General features: G+C 47.1%; 12 protein-coding genes. 6 read left to right on the forward strand and 6 right to left on the reverse strand.

What is annotated here, in order from left to right; genetic code table 11:
- The first annotated feature begins 16 nt into the window (after positions 1 to 16).
- The 4 genes from QUA33_RS12225 (at position 17) to QUA33_RS12240 (ending at position 6,826) form a co-directional block, all read left to right on the forward strand.
- Positions 17 to 2,788, forward strand: a complete 2,772-nt coding sequence (locus tag QUA33_RS12225) for a phycobilisome rod-core linker polypeptide (protein WP_333148816.1) — start codon at positions 17 to 19, stop codon at positions 2,786 to 2,788.
- 964 nt (positions 2,789 to 3,752) lie between these two features.
- Entirely contained in the window at positions 3,753 to 5,117 is a 1,365-nt protein-coding gene (locus QUA33_RS12230; RefSeq protein ID WP_333148817.1) for a P-loop NTPase fold protein, read from the forward strand.
- Positions 5,118 to 5,273: 156 nt separating this feature from the next.
- Positions 5,274 to 6,287, forward strand: coding sequence for a shikimate dehydrogenase (locus tag QUA33_RS12235; RefSeq protein WP_333148818.1), 1,014 nt, complete (start codon positions 5,274 to 5,276; stop codon positions 6,285 to 6,287).
- Between the two features lie 107 nt (positions 6,288 to 6,394).
- The gene (locus QUA33_RS12240) at positions 6,395 to 6,826 is read left to right on the forward strand and encodes a hypothetical protein (RefSeq protein ID WP_190657424.1); all 432 of its coding nucleotides are present in this window, start codon (positions 6,395 to 6,397) and stop codon (positions 6,824 to 6,826) included.
- Between the two features lie 267 nt (positions 6,827 to 7,093).
- Here QUA33_RS12240 and QUA33_RS12245 read toward each other — a convergent pair whose 3' ends face one another.
- The 3 genes from QUA33_RS12245 to QUA33_RS12255 all read right to left on the reverse strand — a co-directional run bounded on the left by QUA33_RS12245 (position 7,094) and on the right by QUA33_RS12255 (position 8,529).
- Positions 7,094 to 7,381, reverse strand: a complete 288-nt coding sequence (locus QUA33_RS12245; RefSeq protein WP_006631083.1) for a YggT family protein — start codon at positions 7,379 to 7,381, stop codon at positions 7,094 to 7,096.
- Positions 7,382 to 7,632: 251 nt separating this feature from the next.
- Positions 7,633 to 7,956: a hypothetical protein gene (locus tag QUA33_RS12250; protein ID WP_333071421.1), complete on the reverse strand. Its 324-nt coding sequence runs from the start codon at positions 7,954 to 7,956 to the stop codon at positions 7,633 to 7,635.
- A gap of 198 nt (positions 7,957 to 8,154) precedes the next feature.
- Positions 8,155 to 8,529, reverse strand: a complete 375-nt coding sequence (locus QUA33_RS12255) for a YkgJ family cysteine cluster protein (protein ID WP_333148819.1) — start codon at positions 8,527 to 8,529, stop codon at positions 8,155 to 8,157.
- 349 nt (positions 8,530 to 8,878) lie between these two features.
- Here QUA33_RS12255 and psb30 point away from each other — a divergent pair, with 349 nt between their 5' ends.
- Positions 8,879 to 9,019 carry a photosystem II reaction center protein Ycf12/Psb30 gene (gene psb30, locus QUA33_RS12260; RefSeq protein WP_333094330.1) on the forward strand — a complete coding sequence of 47 codons (141 nt, stop codon included), beginning with the start codon at positions 8,879 to 8,881 and terminating at the stop codon, positions 9,017 to 9,019.
- A 106-nt stretch (positions 9,020 to 9,125) separates the two neighbouring features.
- Here the strand turns inward: psb30 and recJ are convergent, their stop codons facing one another.
- Positions 9,126 to 11,222, reverse strand: a complete 2,097-nt coding sequence (gene recJ, locus QUA33_RS12265; RefSeq protein ID WP_333148820.1) for a single-stranded-DNA-specific exonuclease RecJ — start codon at positions 11,220 to 11,222, stop codon at positions 9,126 to 9,128.
- Between the two features lie 409 nt (positions 11,223 to 11,631).
- On the opposite strand from recJ, the gene QUA33_RS12270 reads away from it, so the two are divergent.
- Complete coding sequence (locus tag QUA33_RS12270; RefSeq protein ID WP_333148821.1) at positions 11,632 to 12,537, forward strand: bestrophin family ion channel; 906 nt, start codon at positions 11,632 to 11,634, stop codon at positions 12,535 to 12,537.
- 167 nt (positions 12,538 to 12,704) lie between these two features.
- On the opposite strand, the gene lnt is transcribed toward QUA33_RS12270, so the two are convergent.
- Together lnt and psbA are read right to left on the reverse strand one after the other, a co-directional pair.
- On the reverse strand, positions 12,705 to 14,498 hold the full coding sequence (lnt, locus tag QUA33_RS12275; protein ID WP_333148822.1) for an apolipoprotein N-acyltransferase: 1,794 nt from the start codon (positions 14,496 to 14,498) through the stop codon (positions 12,705 to 12,707).
- Between the two features lie 186 nt (positions 14,499 to 14,684).
- Positions 14,685 to 15,767, reverse strand: coding sequence for a photosystem II q(b) protein (gene psbA / locus QUA33_RS12280; protein WP_333071427.1), 1,083 nt, complete (start codon positions 15,765 to 15,767; stop codon positions 14,685 to 14,687).
- Positions 15,768 to 16,107: the final 340 nt, after the last annotated feature.

Here is a 16,107-nt window from a genome sequence, read left to right on the forward strand (position 1 = left end):
GGAGCTAAGGAGTCTAATGACTGTAAAGGCAAGTGGTGGAAGCTCGGTTGCGCGTCCGCAACTATATCAAACTGTACCGGTCGCAACTATTTCGCAAGCAGAACAGCAAGACCGCTTTCTACAGCGGGGCGAACTCAGCGAACTGGCAAGTTATTTCAGTTCCGGGGCTCTTCGGATCGATATCTCTGCGACGCTGACCCAAAACTCGGAACTGATAGTATCCCGCGCAGCCAACCGGATTTTTACCGGCGGTTCCCCGCTGGCATTTTTGGAAAGACCACAAGAACCTGCGATGGCTGTAGCAGGCGCGGCTCGCGGCGGTTCAGCGAATGTCTCTGAAGGCATGAAACTGGGAAATGTTACCTACGTTGAAAGTCGCGCAGGCGGCGGCAACGGCGGTGGCGGCGGTTTCTTGGGGCTAGGAAATCTATTTTCTGGCAACGGTGGCGGCTACAGCGGCCCAATCCCTGCAGGATTTCAGCCGATCAATGTCTCGCGCTACGGCCCGGGCAACATGACCAAATCTCTGCGGGATTTGAGCTGGTTTTTGCGCTACATCACCTACGCGATCGTAGCTGGCGACCCGAACATTATTTCGGTGAACGTGCGCGGATTGCGGGAAATCATCGAAAATGCTTGCTCTTCGGCGGCCACAATTGTGGCAATGCAGGAAATGAAGGCAGCATCTTTGGGCTATTTCAGAAACAATGCAGAGGCAAGTGCGATCGTCGGACAGTATTTCGACGTAGCAATTACCGAATTCAAAGCTCCCACACCTTCAGACAAGGTGCGGCAGCGCGAAAGCAACGACCAGCAAGGTCTGCAACTGCCTCAAATCTACTTCAACGCAGCCGAGCGGCGATCGAAATTCGTCATGAAAACCGGTCTGTCTTCGGCTGAAAAGTTAGAAGTAATCAAAGCAGCTTACCGCCAAGTATTCGAGCGCGACATTAGCCGCGCATACAGCCAAAGCATTTCTGACTTGGAATCCAAGGTCAAAAATGGCGAAATCTCGATGAAAGAGTTTATTCGCCGCCTTGGCAAATCTCCTCTGTACCGTCAGCAATTCTACGAGCCGTTTGTCAACAGCCGTGCTGTAGAACTTGCCGCCCGTCACTTCCTAGGTCGCGGTTTGAGCTCGCGGGAGGAATTTAGCAAGTATTTTGCGATCGTCAGCAAAGGTGGCCTGCCAGCCCTCGTAGACGCGATGGTTTATTCGCAAGAATATTCCGATTACTTCGGCGAAGAAACAGTGCCTTACCTGCGCGGTTTGGGCCAAGAAGCTCAGGAGTGCCGCAACTGGGGCCCGCAAATTGATTTGTTCAATTTCAGCGCTCCGTTCCGCAAGGTTCCTCAGTTCATCACCTTGTTTGCCGGCTACAACCAGCCTCTGCCAGACCAGCACGTTTACGGTGTTGGTAATGACCCCTTAGAAATTCAGTTCGGCGCGATTTTCCCGAAAGAAACTCGCAACCCCAAGAGCCGTCCAGCTCCCTTCGGAAAAGACACTCGCCGCATCCTGATCCGTCAAGGTGCGGGGATTGACAATCAGTTGAGCAATCCGGCGGCTCGCGGTGCTGCTCCTGGTTCTCTGGGCCCCAAGGTCTTTAAATTAGACCAGTTACCGAGCAACTATGTTGCTTCCAAGAAAACTGCCCGCGGTGCCTCCAGCAGCTACAGCAATGCTTCCAGTGTCAAATATACCGAAAGTTCCACCCAAGCGGTGATTCGGGCAGCTTACCTGCAAGTGTTCGGTCGCGACGTGTTCGACGGCCAGCGCCAAAAGGTGGCGGAAATTAAGCTGGAAAACGGCGAGATTCCGATGCGCGAGTTTATTCGGATGTTGGCGAAGTCTGACGTGTTCCGCAATATGTACTGGAGCAAGCTCTACGTTTGTAAGGCGATCGAGTACATTCACCGCCGACTCCTGGGACGCCCTACCTACGGCCGCCAGGAAATGAACGCTTACTTTGACATTTGCGCCAAGAAGGGTTTCTACGCGCTGGTCGATAGCATCATGGACAGCATGGAGTACAACGAAGCTTTCGGGGAAGATACAGTGCCCTACGAGCGCTATGTAACTCCCGGCGGTTTGTCGATGCGGACGATGCGATCGGGTTCCGTCGCTGAGCAAAATGTCCAAGCTCAAACGCCCGAAACTCCTCGGTTTATCGAACTCGGCACTGCGCTCGATCGGGGCGGTTTCGAGTTACAAAATAGCCTCGCTCAAGGTGTCAGCAAGCGGCGCGAACAAACTAAGGTGTTCAAGCTGACGAATACTTCGGACAAAGTAGCTTTGAAAACTTTAATTCAAGCTGCTTACCGTCAAATTTTTGAGCGCGACATCAACCCCTATGTTGTGAAGAATGAATTCACGGCACTGGAAAGCAAACTGGGCAACAAGGAAATCAATCTCAAGGAATTCATTGAGGCTTTGGGCTGCTCGTCGCTGTACGTCAAACAGTTCTACGCACCTTATCCCAATACTAAGGTGATTGAGTTGGGAACCAAGCACTTCTTGGGCCGCGCTCCCCGCAATCAAGCGGAGATTCGGACGTACAACCAAATCTTGGCAAGCAAAGGCATTAAGGGCTTTATCAACGCGATGTTGAACAGCGTTGAATATGCTGAGGCTTTTGGTGAGGATACTGTTCCTTACCGTCGCTTCCCGACTCTGCCTGCTGCGAATTTCCCGAATACCGAAAGGCTGTACAATCAACTCACTAAGCAGAATGATGAGTTGGTGGTTCCGAGCTTTGAGCCAGTAGCTGCTATTGACAGAAGCTAGATTGATTTGAGGTTTTAGATGTTAGATTACTGCTAATTTAACGTCTAAAATTAGTTGAAGGGCTGGTGTAGTTACCAGCCCTTTTTTTGTATAATTTGGAGTTTTTTTAACCGCAGAGGGCGCAGAGGGCGCAGAGTGAGGAAAGAGAGAGTTTGCTAAGAAACCAGGTTTTCAAGTTTCGTCTGTTGCCAGGGAGAGCCTCGCCACAGCCCGAAACCCCGCTTCGGTAGCAGGTGTCGGTCGCAAAATGGTAGAATCGATTAAAAATAAGTAGCTCCCAAAAAAATATCACACAGAGAAACCGGGTTTCTTAAACGACACCTTCGTGCCTAAGTCAGAATGCTCTAAGAAAGTAGGTTGGTTTGAAGCACTCGTACACAACGCCATCAATTTGAGATTTGAGATTGGAGGTTTTTGCTCCACTTTAAAATCTCAAATTGCCAATCTAAAATCTGTTGTTGGTTTCGCTCCACAAGAACCCAACCTCCTGTAGAAATGGCGAAGGTATTATTTAAAAAACCTGGTTTCTGGATACCTCATTACTATCTGTTTTTGCTGCTTCGGCTAACTGTACTCGAATAGCCACTTTGATCCGAGAACATTACTGCCCAATTTTCGTCTGTGATGTCAAAAAAGTCGCGCTCGCTGTAGGCAGATGAATTACTTAGTGATGAGTATTAGTTGGTTCTATTGATTCCCATTACGCAAAAATTAAGTATAATTTCGGAGTGCTGGTTTAGGGACGCATCAAGATATTGAGCGTCGCAGAAAACATCAAAATACAGCAATTTCCAGGTTTATGGAGTACGGTTGCAAGGGTTTGTCAACCATTTTGGTAAGTGTTTGGGATTAAGGTGTACTCTATTTGCGTGGAATCTGCTGTAAGTTGATAATTTGTGCTGATTATTACCATAGCAAAACGAATAAGCTATTAGGGCATAATGTAGTTTTGAGCGAACAGGGTATGGAACTAAATTTACAGAAATTTTATAGCGCCTGCAATCCCAGCTACACCCTGGCAGTAGCAAATCAAGAAGACCGACAATACTATATCGATTTTTCTTCAGTGCGGGGCGGCACAATCGTCGAACAATTGGAGCGGACCATCAGCCGCCTGTCCCCCGATGCACCTACCTGTCAATTATTCACCGGTCACATCGGCTCTGGTAAATCAACAGAATTGCTGCGGCTGCAAGCTCAATTGCAGCAACAAGGATTTCATGTTGTTTACTTTGAGTCGAGTAAAGACTTAGACATGGCAGATGTCGATATCACTGATATTTTGTTGAGCGTTGCTCGTCAGGTGAGCGAAAGCATCGAGAAAATGAAAATCAAGCTGCAACCGACGGGTTTTAAAGCTTTGCTTAAAGGGGTTGCTGATGTTTTTCAAACTCAAATAGACTTGAGGGCTGAAGCTAATGTCCCTGGTTTTGGGGAAATAAATGCCAGCACGGAGGGAGAGTTTTCTCTGGCGTTGGGAATTGGCAAAATTACTGCTAAGGCGAAAGATGCTCCGAATCTGCGATCGGAGTTGAGGCAATATTTGGAGCCGCGAACTAATGTAATTTTAGATGCACTGAATAAGGAGTTGCTGGAGCCGGCAAATCAAGAACTGAAACGCCAGGGAAAACAGGGACTTGTAGTAATTATCGACAATCTCGATCGCATACACCTGTGCGCGAAACCGACGGGGCGGCTTCAGCCGGAATACCTGTTTGTCGATCGCGGCGAACAGTTGGCAAGACTAAATTGCCACGTCGTGTATACAATTCCTTTGGTGCTGATTTTTTCTAACGATTTGGGCCAGTTGACCAATCGATTTGGGGTAGATCCGAAGGTTTTGCCGATGGTGCCGGTGCAGTTGAGTGACGGTTCAGAGTGCTCTGAGGGTGTGGAATTGCTGCGACAGATGGTTCTGGCGCGGGCTTTTCCGACGGTGCACCCTTGGCAGCGCAATACTTTGGTTGGCAAAGTTTTCGACTCTGCGGAAACTCTCGATCGCCTCTGTCGAGTTAGCGGGGGTCATGTCCGCAATTTGCTGCAACTACTGTATGGCTGTCTGCAGAAACAAGACCCTCCTCTGTCGCGGGAAACTTTGGAAAATGTGATCGTCCAGCGCCGCCACCAGCTTACTTTGGCGATCGAACCTGATGAGTGGCAATTGCTGCGCCAAGTATCCGCTACCAAAACTGTGAGTGGGGAAACTAAATACCAAATCTTGCTGCGTAGTCTCTGGGTGTTTGAATACCGTTACGGCGAGGATTACTGGTTTGATGTCAATCCGATTTTGGCTGACGCCAAAGAGTTTCGGGAAACAGTTAACAGTTGACAGTTGACAGTTGACGATTGAAATCGCTGTCGAGAGTCAAACGAAGTCCCAGCAGAGGGGGACTAAAGAATAAGGGCGTTATTGTAGCAGGATCTGGTATGAAAACTCACAACAGTCAACCGTTAACAGTCAACTGTCAACACTCAACTAACAAAAATGATTAAAGGCACTACTAAACTGTTGGGAGTAATTGGCCATCCCGTCGAACATTCTCTGTCGCCGGCGATGCACAATGCTGCTATTTCCCACTTGGGAGTCGATTTTGTTTACCTGCCGTTTCCGGTAAAACCAGGGGATTTAAAAGCTGCTCTTGCAGGATTTGCGGCCATCGGCGTTCGGGGATTTAGCATCACGATTCCGCACAAACAAGCAATCTTACCGCTGCTGTCGGAAGTTTCCCCGATCGCGCGCTCGATCGGCGCAGTCAATACCGTATACCTGACTGACAAAGGTTGGTGCGGCACAAATACTGACGTTGAAGGCTTTCTCGCGCCGCTGCAAACCCCCCCAACCCCCCCTTACCAAGGGGGGGCTAAAGACGCGATTTCTCCGTTAGAAAGGGGCAATACGGCTGTTGAATCCTGTCCCCCCCCTTACCAAGGGGGGGCTGTTGAATCCTGTCCCCCCCCTTACCAAGGGGGGGCTAGGGGGGGTTCCGATTGGAGTCAGAAAGTAGCGGTAATTTTGGGGAATGGCGGGGCGGCGAGAGCTGTTGTGGCTGGATGCGCTCAATTGGGATATGCAGAGATTCACGTTGTCGGCCGCAGCGAACAAAATTTAGCGGAATTTAAGCAGAGTTGGGTCAATTCTCCGATGCCCGTGCAGAATTTGCAGGTCCATACTTGGGAAAATTTGTCAATGTTAATCTCGCAGGCAGATTTGCTGGTGAACACGACCCCTGTGGGGATGTATCCGCAGGGGGAAAAGTCGCCGATTGGGGAGGGTGAGATCGATCGAATTTCAGCAGGTGCGATCGTCTATGATTTAATTTACACCCCTAATCCTACGCAGTTTCTCAAAGATGCACATCTTCGGGGAGCGCGAGCTATTGACGGACTCGAAATGCTAGTTCAACAAGGAGCAGCCGCCTTAAAAATTTGGCTGGATAAAGAATCCGTCCCAGTCGATGTGATGCGCCAAGCCTTGCGACAGCATTTAGGTCTAGACTAATGCCATTTCTTCAAAAAGTAGCTGTAGTTTTCCGAATTCCTATAAGTAGAAATTTGAGGCTGAATTCGCGCTAAGCTGAGAATTAAAATATACTTGCCCCGCCATTTATGAAATTTCGAGCTATCAGCCTTTTTTTTGCTACTTGCCTAATCGGAATTTTTAGTTTGGTATTCACTCCACCTGCTTGGGCTCTGACGCAGATTAAACTTTCCGACCTTTCTTATCGCGAATGTCCTGCCGAAATGGGAGAAGGAACAGTCACCAGCGGCAGTTCTATGGAAGCTACCTGCTTTTTGATTACTGGGAAAGCTGAAAATAGCACCGGCAAACCAGTTGTCAATGCCGATATTTTTGGCCGAATTTATGATGCCGACGACAATCCGGTGATGCAAAATCGCACTCGCTTGGGTTCTATAGAAGAAGTTCCTCCCGGAGTTAGCGATTTTCAGCTCAGAATTTCGGTTGCCGCCAATCAACGAACACCTTTGAAGCTCAAGCAATTTAAAGCTACAGGTTTTACTGGCGTGGTTCGCCGCTAACGAAACTCTTTGAGATTTTAGATTGCTGAGAAAGAGATTTGGGGTTAGCTGCCCGTGAAACCGCGAAGCAGTTTGAGATTTGAGATTTGAGATTTGAGATTTGAGATTGTTGAGTGGCTGGCAATTTCTCATTTCTAATGTACGATGAACTCCCCAGCTTTTCAACTGGGGAGTTCATCTAAAAATGTCAAATCTAAAATTTAGTTGCAGGCAGCTAAGTCTGCCAAACAATTTACGCTTGATGCTTAAAAACTTAAGCTTTTCAAACTACAAGGATGTTTGCAAGCTGGTCAAAAGACCGATCAAGAATTCCGAGCCGAACTGAAGTACAAAAAACGCAATCAGTGGCGAAAAGTCAATCCCTCCCAAGGGGGGGATAATCGATCGGAATAGATTTAGGTAAGGATCTGTTAACTGACTCAAAATCGAAAACGGGGGATCGTACCAATTGATATTGGGGAACCAGCTTAACAGCACCCGAAAAATCATCAGGACTAGATAGATTTGCAGAAATGTCGCTAGCGTGGTTGCCAAAAGGCCTATTGAAGAACTCATAAATTTTGCTTGTAGTTTGAGTAAAGTTTACAGACACTTTAACTGTGAGTTTAGCATAGCTGGGGGAGTGAGAGGAGCGAGAGGCCGAGAGGGGGAGCATCAGGCTTTTTACGGGCGGGCAGGATAGGATACCCACCCCACAATAAAATTCACTCTTTGTGGAACATACCCAAAAGCCAGTTCTTGAGAATGGCGCAAGATGTTAGTAGCCCCCATGGAGCTGCCAGACTAATCTAAAATTTTAAATGGATTCAGGAGTCTGGGGCGATCGATCCCTCGCTGCCTGGCGCCGGCGCGTTGCCGTTTACGTCTCCAAGTTGCAGCCGCACGTCATCTATTGCCTGATTTAGCTGGGCAATTTTATCTTCTAAACTCAGCCTTGCTACTTCCATCCCTTCGGCTTCGAGTTGGCTGGCTTTCCTCTGGCGGATTTTTCTGGTTTTTGCGTCTGAAGGTTCACTCAGCAAAGCTTCAGCAGCGCGCCGCGACAGCACCGCACCCAAAACTGCACCCACCAAGCCGCCAAGGGCAGCTCCGGCAATAAATCCCCCTGTAAAACCCTCTCGATTACTCATAGCTCAACTCAACTGCGCGATATTTCCTTGATTTGTTTATTTTGACACTCTCCCGGTGAGAAACCAGGAGATTGTTAGTTGTCAGGTAGGCGTTGGAAAATTTGAGGAGGATGCTTGTGGGGTGTCCCGCCTGCTGTGAAAATACACGCCTTCGGGCTCATGGGCCCATCTCCCAAAACAATCCAAATCATCCGGCAATTATGAAACACCGTCAGGTAAGGCGAGAATTCCGACTTCAGAGTTAAAGCGGATCATTTCCAAAGATCGATCGCCATAAAGATCTTCAATGTGTTCCAAGCAGCAGTCGATCGCGAAATCGTTTAATTGGGCCGGCTCAACGCCGTACATTTCCTCAAACACCTCTGAGTCTACCCGACAAAAGCGCGGTCGATCGGCATAAATTCCGCATTCTCTGGTCGCTTTGTCAAAATTTATACACCAACCGTCATCTCCGACTAAGGTCAAGTAGAGCGATAATTCGTCTTCAGATAAATACTCGTCTAAGTCAGGGCGCTCTGTTGGGTCGAGGTAACAACAAGCACCGCACTGCTTTACGCAACGCCAAGTAGCCATAGTGTGATTTTAGATTTTAGATTTTAGATTTTAGATTTTAGATTGGGAGCATTATGTGGAAAATGCCAAACTTTAGGAGACTGGAGCTCTTCAAGTATATCAATTGCCCGCGCCGGAGGCGGATCTCCTTCAAGGGCGTTCGATTTTAGATTTGAGGTTTTACATTCCGTTCACTTTCGGGGAAGGGGCATCAAATCCCTGGTTTGCTGTCACTGACAGGTCGATCGCAGTTTACATTTTGTTGAATTTTGTAAAGTTCCTTAAAAAATATGGTCGATCGCCCGGTAAAATCAGAAGCGGATTTTCTAATTCAACAATCTAGACTTAATCACTACAGTCAGGAGGACAAATGGACTTTATAACCGATCTTTTCAGTGGTCTGGGTGGTGTAGACTACCAACTCATTGTTCAGGTAGCTTTACTCGCAGCCGTCGTGCTTTCTGGCCCGATCGTGATTTTTCTCTTGGCAGCTAGAGGCGGCGACCTGTAATTATAGCACGCTCCGGGGCGATCGAGAGTTGGGAGTTTTGAGTTTTAAATGATGCAAAATTCACAAGGCTCGATCGCCAATTTTCGCTGCTGCACCTGCTTTGTTATCAAATACCGAGGGCGTGTTTAGCAGTTTGAATCAAATTCTCAAAAAAAGGTAGAGATACATCGACTTCTCTAGCATCTTTGCGGGAGTTACCTAACAAACCGATGTTTTGTCCGGGTGAAACAGCCAGAACTTGCCCTTGAGAGTTGCGAATTCTCAATTCCTCGATCGAGCCTGCAGGGGATAGACTGCAAGAATAAGTGCGATCGCAATAATCAAACTCAACTTTTCCGAACCTCGGCGGCCTGGAAGTAGCAGCATTTGCCGGTAGCCGAACGCCCAACAATTCTAACTCAACCGATGTCTTGCCATTAAAACTATTTTCTCGCAATCGGTAAGCAATATCAACCCGCCGAGGCAAAGGAAAATATTCGCCCCAACGCCAAGCAATAGCCTTCACACTAGCCGATACATTTCCATCTTGAGTTGCAGTTAGTTTAACGTGACCTCCTTTACCAACAATTTTCTGTTCAGTTATGCAAACGTTAGGGGTCCAAAATACAGGAGCCTTATTTTCAATTCCGCAAGGTTCCAGAGCATCAATTTGTCGGTAAAGGTCGAGATTAATCTCAGCCAAATCCGCTCGCACGTCAACTGAAACCAGCGGCTTGAGATGTTCCGGCTGCAAACATTGATTGGCAAAAATTGACAGTTGATTGCGGAATTGTTCGAGATTATCCGCTGGCATAGAAAAACCGCCAGCCGCTTTGTGTCCGCCAAATTTAGTTAATAAATCCGCGCAAAAATTCAGCCCGTCAAATACATTAAACTCAGGAATTCCCCTCGCCGAACCCCTGATAATTTTATGGGCTACCGTCCCTACAGCTTCGTTTTCCCCAGCCTCATCCTCAAAAGTACCAATAAACACAGGTACGCCGTAGCGTTCCACCAACCGAGAAGCCACAATCCCGATCACCCCGTGATGCCAACCCGGTTGCACAACAACTAAAACTCGTTCTTGCTGCAAGTCGAGATCACTTTCCTCGCACCAAGCAATGGCTTCCTGCTCAATTTCCTGGCACAACTCCTGCCTGCGCTGATTAATTTGTTCGCACTGCATCGCGTTTTTGAGAGCCAATTCGCGATCGTCCGCGGTCAGCAACACTATCACAATTTGAGGGTCAGCCAGCCGCCCGACAGCATTAATCCGGGGGCCAAGCCTAAAACCAATATCTTCAGGCTTTAACGTATTGCTAGCTTGGCTTTTTGAATTCAGAAGAGGTAAACTTTCCGCACTTCCCGGCTGCACTCCCGCCACCTGAATCAAAGCCTGAATACCCGCCAATTGCGAGTGAGGCAACAGCCGCAAACCCCGCTTTACCCAGCGCCGATTAACTCCAGTCAAAGGCGCTAAATCCGCAATAGTTCCCAACGTAAATAACTCCAGCAGCGGATTCACCAACCCGCCAACTTTCTGCATATCAATCGCCAAAGTAATCGCCAAAACATAAGCAACGCCTACGCCAGCCAAACCGCGATAGGGTGAAGATTCCGCGATTAATTTCGGGTTGAGAATAGCATCGGCCGGCGGCAGTTTTGGCGGCAAATCGTGGTGGTCTGTAATAATAACTTTGACACCGAGTTCTCGCGCTCTGGCAACCGGGCCGTAGGCTGCAATTCCGTTATCAACCGTGAGAATGAGAGCGACACCTTCCGAGTGAAATTCTTCTACAATGCGATCGTTAATCCCGTAACCTTCTCGCATCCGGCTGGGAATAGCATAATCCACATTCGCGCCCAGAGTCCTGAGAGCTCGCAGCAACAAAGCCGTGCTCGTCATCCCGTCAGCATCGTAGTCGCCGCAAATCGCAATTTTTTGCCCTCCCGAAATCGCCTCCCGCAACAGTTTGACACTCGCAGCCAAATCGGGAAACTCATCGGTTGGCGCGGGCAAAACCAGAGATTCCGGTTCGATAAACCCTTGCACTTCTTTCAGAGAGTCGATGCCCCGGTTAATCAGTACCTGTGCCAGCAAGGGCGACAAACCGATTTCAGTGGCAAACTGTTCGGCTTGCTGTGGTTGAGGCGAATAAATTTGCCACCGTTGGTTTGGCAATCGGTGAAAATGCGGGGGTACAGATGTCGGTAGCTCTTGCACGGAAGCTGAGGTTTAAATATACATAATTAATCTTACCGAATTAAGTGCCTCAGTCAATCAATTTGAGATTTGAGATTTGACATGGCTCCTAAAGATGAGTTTTTTGGTAAAATCCAAAGGTTTTTGTAGGAAAGCTTTTTTCCGAAGATTTCACCGTACCCAAGTACGGATACCAATCCCCGATAGGAGTCGTGGAGTGCAAAAAAATTAGAGGAAAGTTCAAACCCCAGATTTATAGCACTTTTGCTGGTAAGTGAAGTACAAGAAAGCTGTTTTGGTAGGCGAGGTGTCTAGAGAAAGCGCCCTCTCGCGACCTGCAATCTGCTGTATCTGTGGAGTAAATCTAAAATCTAAAATCTAAAATCGACTTTGGGCGATCTGGCTAATTTAATTTTATGAGGAGACTTGCATGAGTGTCGATCAGCCGTCGTGGTTTAAAATTGCATTACAGGTTCGAGGGTCTGTCATTCCCTCAATTTTGCCGCGCGTTTTGCTGTGCGGCGGATTTGGGGTTTTTATTTCCTTCCTATATTTTTTCAACTTGCCAGTATCCTTGCCGATTTTGTCTAGCATTGTACCGAGTATTGTACTCGGTTTACTGTTAGTTTTTCGGACAAACACAGCCTACGAGCGATTTTGGGAAGGTCGGAGATTTTGGGGTACTTTAAACAATAACATCCGCAATTTGGCTCGTCAAATCTGGGTAGCAATTGAGGAAAAAGACCCGCAGGATATCATAGAAAAAAAGTCAGCACTGCGCCTATTAGTTGCCTTTGCCGTGGCGCTGAAACTGCACTTGCGGCAAGAATCAGTCAATCCAGAGTTGGAGCCGTTAATGTCTCCAGCGCAGTACCAAAAGCTCAAATCGATGAACAATCCGCCCCTAGAAATTGCCTTTTGGATTGAGGATTATATGCACGAGCAGTACGAGCGCAATTGCCTGGATGTTTATCAGTTAACTGGTATGAAGGAGTTGCTCAACTCTATGATTGATGTATTAGGGGGCTGCGAGCGGATTTTGAAGACGCCTATCCCTTTGGCTTACGCAATTCACCTCAAACAGCTATTGTTACTTTACTCTTTGGCACTGCCCTTTCAAATGGTGAAGGATTTGGGTTGGGGAACCGGCCCTGTTGTGGCTTTAATTAGTTTTACTTTGTTCGGGATTGAAGAAATCGGCATTGAAATAGAAAATCCCTTCGGGCACGATGCCAATGATTTGCCTTTGGACAATATGTGTGCTGCCATGCAGCGCAATATGGACGATTTAATTTCTTTATCTCCTAGCGTTCACGAACACATGAAAAATAAGTAGAGTCATTCGATTTTAGATTTTAGATTTTAGATTGGTACATAAAATCTAAAATCTCAAGTTTCATGGTTAATTTTTCACAATAAACCCATTAACCCAGCCAATACTAACAATTTTAGATTTTAGATTTTAGATTGGTATCGAAAATATAAAATGGTACAACCTACTGGTTAATTTCTAACAAAAAAACGCATTAACCCAGCCATTACTAACAATACAGGTGTCAGCCAATCTCCCCACCGCACGTACAAAGTCCGAGTTTGTCGCCGATAAATAGTAGCATCTCGGACTTCATAGGTATTAATTTTGGACTTCCAAACCGTCTCGCCGCGAGGATTTACAAAAGCAGAGTAACCCGTATTAGTTGCGATAACTGCCCATCTATCTGTCTCTATTGCCCGCATCACATCTAAAGCGTGATGTTGAGCCAACATGGGCGGTTTGTAATGGGCATTGTTGGAAGCTGTAAGCATAAATTCGCCTCCATTCGCCGCCTGATAGCGGAAAATTTCAGCAAACGCCGAATCGTAACAAATTCCGACAATGGCGCGGCCAAACGGCGTATCAAACAATTGTTGAGAGTTGCCCGGTACTAAATGAGCATCTAAGGGAGAAAGCCGATTAATAATCCCGCCTAAGATTTCGTAAAAAGGGATATATTCGCCTAAAGGCACTAGCTTTAGCTTATCGTAGCGACCGACAATTTCTCCAGTGCGATCGATCGCCAATAAGCTGTTAGTGATACTATCATCTTGCTGCCCGAATCCTCCCACCCAAGCCACCACACCGCGTTCGAGAATAGCTTGATAAAAAGAAAGAGTAGAACGCTGATACTCGTTTGTCCAGATAAAAGGCAAAGCTGTCTCTGGAATTAACACAGCATCGACTTTCTTGTCTGCTAACTGTTTGTATCCGGTGGTGTAACCTTCCAAAGCGCGCCGCCAACCCCCTGAGTCAAACTTAATCTCGTTAGGAATATTGCCTTGAATAATGCCAATTTTTAAAGCGGTTGCAGCTTCTTGATTCAAAGGGCGATTGTACAAACTCCATCCTGTAATATGCAAAACTAAACACAAACTCGCAGGCAAAAGATAAGAAATCCAATTCTTCCTTCTTCCTTCTTCCTTCTTCTTTCTTCCTTCAATAAAAGCTTCGGCGATTAAGCCATTTACTGCTACAATAGCGGCTGTTACTGCGCTGGGTCCGGAGAGTTGACCGAGGTGCAATATTGCTAAATTGTGCGGGCTTTGCGTATATGATAGGGATGTCCACCACAGGGAACCTGTACTCCAAATACTTTCTAAGGCGCACCACAAAGCTGTGCCAATTAAAACGCGACTTAATGCTGAAAATTGAGCATTAATCCCGCCAGCTACCCCTTGTAAAGGGGGGGAGTTAAGAAGAATAAGATCAGAGCTACCCCCGCCAGCCACCCGTTGTAAAGGGGGGGAGTTAAGAATAACAATAGGATTTTTGCCGGGTAAAGTGAGGGAGTTGAGAATTACAAATAGCCACGCCCAAACGGTGACTAAGGCGGCTCCCCAGAGGGTAATGAATGCCCAGCAAAAAAGTGCGATCGCCAAACTCGGCCACCAAGGAACTCCCAACCAAGTCATTGGGTGAATTCCCATAATCCAAGATAAAGCTAATCCGTGATAGCCAATTCCCCAGAGTGAAGGAAGAAGGAAGTTCGGCAACGAGCACTGTACAAGATGTAACTGATGGATGTTGAGGAAAGAAGGAAGAAAGAGAAATTTTTGTTTTTGTTCTTCTATTTTTGGCTTTTGATAACTAACAACCAAAATCCACAGGGGAGCTAATGCTACCCAAGCCAATAGCCAGGCATTTACTGGTGCGGTTGTCAATGCCATCAAAATGCCGCTAAAAAATGCGATCGCCCAGGCTAATGTTTTGGATTTATGAACCACGAATTTTTCAAATTTGTGCCTGTTAAATATCGCCACTTTGATGATTGCCAAAAATAATAATTCCTAATTAATATATCAGATCAATCAAGAAGAAGGAAGCTCGGCAACGCCCAGTGTATGGGATTTAACAGATTTAAGAGAAGGAAATCGATCAAATTCTACTTGCCAAAACAAAAAGCGCCCCTATTTCTAGGAGCGCTTTTTGTTAATCAAAAGCTAAACTTAGCCGTTGATGGAAGGAGCAACCATTGCTACTGGGGTGACTTCACCGGCGGCCAAGTCGAGGGGGAAGTTGTGAGCGTTGCGCTCGTGCATTACTTCCATACCCAAGTTAGCGCGGTTGATGACATCAGCCCAAGTGTTGATGACGCGACCTTGCGAGTCGATAACCGATTGGTTGAAGTTGAAACCGTTCAAGTTAAACGCCATCGTGGAAATACCCAAAGAGGTAAACCAGATACCGACAACTGGCCATGCACCTAACAAGAAGTGCAAAGAACGGCTGTTGTTAAAGCTCGCGTATTGGAAAATCAAACGACCGAAGTAGCCGTGGGCTGCAACGATGTTGTAGGTTTCTTCTTCTTGACCGAATTTGTAACCGTAGTTCAAAGATTCAGTTTCGGTTGTTTCGCGAACCAAAGAAGATGTTACCAAGGAACCGTGCATGGCGGAGAACAGAGCACCGCCGAAGACACCAGCAACTCCCAACATATGGAAGGGGTGCATCAGGATGTTGTGCTCGGCTTGGAACACGATCATGAAGTTGAATGTGCCGGAGATACCCAAGGGCATACCGTCAGAAAAGCTGCCTTGTCCGATCGGGTAAATCAAGAATACTGCGGTAGCTGCTGCAACTGGTGCAGAGTAAGCGACGCAGATCCAAGGACGCATACCTAAACGGTAGGATAATTCCCATTCACGACCCATGTAGCAGAAGATGCCGATCAGGAAGTGAAAAACTACCAATTGGTAGGGGCCGCCGTTGTACAACCATTCGTCTAAGGAAGCAGCTTCCCAGATTGGGTAGAAGTGAAGCCCGATCGCATTCGATGAAGGAACAACAGCACCAGTAATGATGTTGTTGCCGTACATTAAGGAACCAGCAACTGGTTCGCGGATGCCGTCGATGTCCACAGGAGGAGCAGCGATGAAGGCGATGATGTAGCAGATGGTGGCGCTCAGCAAGGTGGGAATCATCAAGACGCCGAACCAACCCACATAAATGCGGTTTTCGGTGCTAGTTACCCACTCGCAGAACCGTTCCCAAACGTTGCCGCTTTCGCGACGCTGTACGGTTGTTGTCATTTGGTTTATGATTGCTTAATTGAATTTTCAAGGTTCGTTGTGGGGATGCCCCACGCTTATATTAGTAACACCATTCACTCTAATTTGCCAAGGGATTACTGCTGACAATTTAAACATTTTACAAACTTTTACAATAACTTGATATTTCGTAAATATTTGTAGTTTTTTACAAAGTAAAATTACACATTCAACGGGTTACATACAGCGACCACAAGAACAGAATCTATTGCCTGTAGCTTGGTTCAGCAGTTGTAATTGCTCAACCCCCTTGACAAGAGAACGAGATAGACATTAGATAGAGGAATGAAAAAACTCCCTGACCTAAAACAACTATCAGACG

Source organism: Microcoleus sp. Pol14D4, assembly GCF_036701245.1.
GTDB lineage: Bacteria > Cyanobacteriota > Cyanobacteriia > Cyanobacteriales > Microcoleaceae > Microcoleus.

Excerpts from the sequence above, each read along its gene's own strand:
- psb30 (WP_333094330.1), top strand. The coding sequence starts at position 8,879 with ATGGACTTTATAACCGATCTTTTCAGTGGTCTGGGTGGTGTAGACTAC.
- QUA33_RS12235 (WP_333148818.1), top strand. The coding sequence starts at position 5,274 with ATGATTAAAGGCACTACTAAACTGTTGGGAGTAATTGGCCATCCCGTC.
- psbA (WP_333071427.1), bottom strand. The coding sequence starts at position 15,767 with ATGACAACAACCGTACAGCGTCGCGAAAGCGGCAACGTTTGGGAACGG.
- QUA33_RS12240 (WP_190657424.1), top strand. The coding sequence starts at position 6,395 with ATGAAATTTCGAGCTATCAGCCTTTTTTTTGCTACTTGCCTAATCGGA.
- QUA33_RS12225 (WP_333148816.1), top strand. The coding sequence starts at position 17 with ATGACTGTAAAGGCAAGTGGTGGAAGCTCGGTTGCGCGTCCGCAACTA.
- QUA33_RS12270 (WP_333148821.1), top strand. The coding sequence starts at position 11,632 with ATGAGTGTCGATCAGCCGTCGTGGTTTAAAATTGCATTACAGGTTCGA.
- QUA33_RS12230 (WP_333148817.1), top strand. The coding sequence starts at position 3,753 with ATGGAACTAAATTTACAGAAATTTTATAGCGCCTGCAATCCCAGCTAC.
- QUA33_RS12255 (WP_333148819.1), bottom strand. The coding sequence starts at position 8,529 with ATGGCTACTTGGCGTTGCGTAAAGCAGTGCGGTGCTTGTTGTTACCTC.
- QUA33_RS12245 (WP_006631083.1), bottom strand. The coding sequence starts at position 7,381 with ATGAGTTCTTCAATAGGCCTTTTGGCAACCACGCTAGCGACATTTCTG.
- QUA33_RS12250 (WP_333071421.1), bottom strand. The coding sequence starts at position 7,956 with ATGAGTAATCGAGAGGGTTTTACAGGGGGATTTATTGCCGGAGCTGCC.